The following is a 2,093-nucleotide window of genomic DNA, read 5'->3' on the forward strand; positions in this document are numbered from 1 at the left end:
CTCGACGTTTCGAACAACCAACTTTATATAATAGACTTATCGCCGTTGGCGTCGTGTACAAATCTGCGGTTGCTCAATTTAAGGAATAATGGACTAAGCATTGGGATAGACCTGTCGCCTTTAGCGTCTTGCGCAAATCTGGAAGAGATAGATCTCTGTTGTAATGAATTAACTTCTATAGGCCTGTCGCCTTTAGCGTCTTGCACAAATCTGAAAGCTTTAGCCCTCTTCTCAAATAAATTAACTTCTATAGACCTTTCTCCTCTGACATCGTGCGAAAGTCTGAGAAGGCTCGACCTTAACGGTAACCGACTCAATACTATAGACCTATTACCTCTGTGGAATTTGTCACTAGAAATACTATCGATTTCCATTAATGATGATTTAGATTCTGTTTCCTGTGCGCAGGTGTGCGATTTTATAGATGAACATCCAAGTTGCGATGTTCCCACGGGCTGGGGCTGCGACCGATAAATCGGCTACGAAGCGCGTGGTGTATTTGAAGTAATTTGTAGAGGAGGGCTGTGCCCTCCCGATGCGCGTATCGGCGTGTGCCAAGCGGGAGCACACGCAGGTGCTCCCCTTAGGAATAAGATTGCCACGTCGCCCTTCGGGCTTCTCGCAATGACGAATAAGTAAAAAAGGGGTGACATAGTTTTCATTTAGATTAGGTTTTGGATGTTATTCGTCCATTGAATTCCGTGGATTGGGTGTAAAAAAGGGCGGAAATCGAGAAAAGACGCGCCCACGCGGGAACCTGGGTGCGAGGAAAGGTGGCCATATGAAAATAGCAATGAAGATCATAGTCGGCGTAGTTATTATAGGGCTTCTTGGCGTATGTGTCATGGCACTTATAGCGGGCGATTTCGTTTTTTATAAATGAATATTAGAACTGTAAAGATGAAGAATTAAAATGAAAAGAAGCAGAACGAGTATTTTTTTACTTACGTTTGGAATATTAGCGTTAATGATTCTTATAACACGAGGTGAGTCCTCAAATTGCAATTCTCTTACCCCTATTAATTCTAATCAAAAGATTGATGGCCAAGGTTGTCCTTTTAAACTCGTATTTTATTCTTATAAAATGGACGAAAACCACTATTATTGTGGATGGACCGCTGATAATGATAAATTCCCACAAGCTCCTTGGATTGCGGATATTGAAGAAATCTGCGTATCAAATGTATCTGGTTTTATCCCCGGCGCTGTTGCAAGAATTCCAGAAAATGCTATAGTTAGCTCTATTTTTGACGATAATAGGTTAATATCGGAGCCATCATTGATATTGATTTTGGATTCTGACGAATCTATAGAGACCATTAGACAAATATTAGGCAATAAAGTATATATATTGAAATATTACAAAAAATATAAGTTTTTATTAGTAGAGGTTCCATGGAATAATATTCAAGAAACCGTTTCTTTGGATTGCGTGTTAAAGGCCCACCCGTGTAACGCGGTTTATGCTTCGCTTAATAGCTCGACCTCTATGACAAATACGAAAAACGTTTGGTTTCAAATAAAAAGAAGGCAAGTTGGATTTGGCATTAGAATTCCATATCTAAAAACTAATCTCGGTAGCGGGGTTGATATTGCCGTAATCGATAGCGGCATTGACAGTCTTCATAGAGATTTCAAAGGAAGAATTGTTAATTGGAAAAATATGCGGGAAGATCGTTTCCCGCTTGATGGACACGGGCACGGCACACATTGTTCTTCAATCGCTCTTGGTAGCGGGGTATCCAGTTCCGATTTTCGTTTCGCCGGTAACGCACGAAACGCAGGATTGATGCCAATAGGAGTATTGGATGAAGGTGGTGGGGGTATAATATCTGATATCATTGACGGTATTGTGTGCGCTACGGATACGAACGGAGACGGCGATACAGGAGACCATGTAGACGTTATTTCAATGAGTTTAGGTATTTATATAGGTAGCGACGGGACAACACCAGAATCAATAGCTGCAAGAGAGGCGGTTAATAGTGGATGTGTTTTTGTAAAGAGCGCAGGGAATCAGGGTCTTTACGGTTACAATACGATTACATCACCGGGTGATGTAGGAGAAGTAATATCTGTGGGTGCTATTGATA

At 41.3% G+C, this 2,093-nt stretch carries 2 protein-coding genes; both read left to right on the forward strand.

The window, feature by feature from the left end; all coding sequences use genetic code 11:
* Positions 1-474, forward strand: a 474-nt coding sequence (locus KAH81_10445; protein ID MCK5834072.1) for a leucine-rich repeat protein, incomplete at its 5' end; no start/stop codon positions are given.
* Positions 475-1,084: 610 nt separating this feature from the next.
* Positions 1,085-2,093: S8 family serine peptidase (locus tag KAH81_10450; GenBank protein ID MCK5834073.1), on the forward strand; the 1,009-nt coding region annotated here is incomplete at its 3' end.

It is taken from the genome of bacterium (assembly GCA_023145965.1).
Classification (GTDB): domain Bacteria; phylum UBP14; class UBA6098; order UBA6098; family UBA6098; genus UBA6098.